Origin of the sequence: Alicyclobacillus fructus (assembly GCF_017329605.1) — a bacterium.
Taxonomy (GTDB): domain Bacteria; phylum Bacillota; class Bacilli; order Alicyclobacillales; family Alicyclobacillaceae; genus Alicyclobacillus; species Alicyclobacillus fructus.
Map to the genome: position 1 here is coordinate 1 of NZ_JAFMTY010000115.1, position 264 is coordinate 264.

The window sequence follows — 264 nt, forward strand, 5'->3', positions numbered from 1 at the left end:
GTCTGACATCCGCTCTCACATGCAAGCGATGCATCAGGTGACGAAGAGCACGCCGGACGGGATGGTCGTGCAGCGCACGGAGACGACCGAGGCGCAGCGGGAGATCCTGCGAGCCTTGAGGATCAAAGAACCACCGAGGATCCTGAAGGTAGAACCTCGGGCACGAGGGCTGTAGACACTACACGAGTTATCCACAGGTCCCACGAACCTGCATGGGCAAAGGGTTCGTGGGACTTTGTATGACTACGAAGTGTCGAAGTCGGG

General features: G+C 58.7%; 1 pseudogene. It reads left to right on the plus strand.

Annotated features, from left to right (window positions below):
- Nucleotides 1-175 (plus strand): annotated as a pseudogene (locus tag J3481_RS15175) (IS1634 family transposase); the annotation flags it as partial.
- Between the last annotated feature and the right edge of the window lie 89 nt (nucleotides 176-264).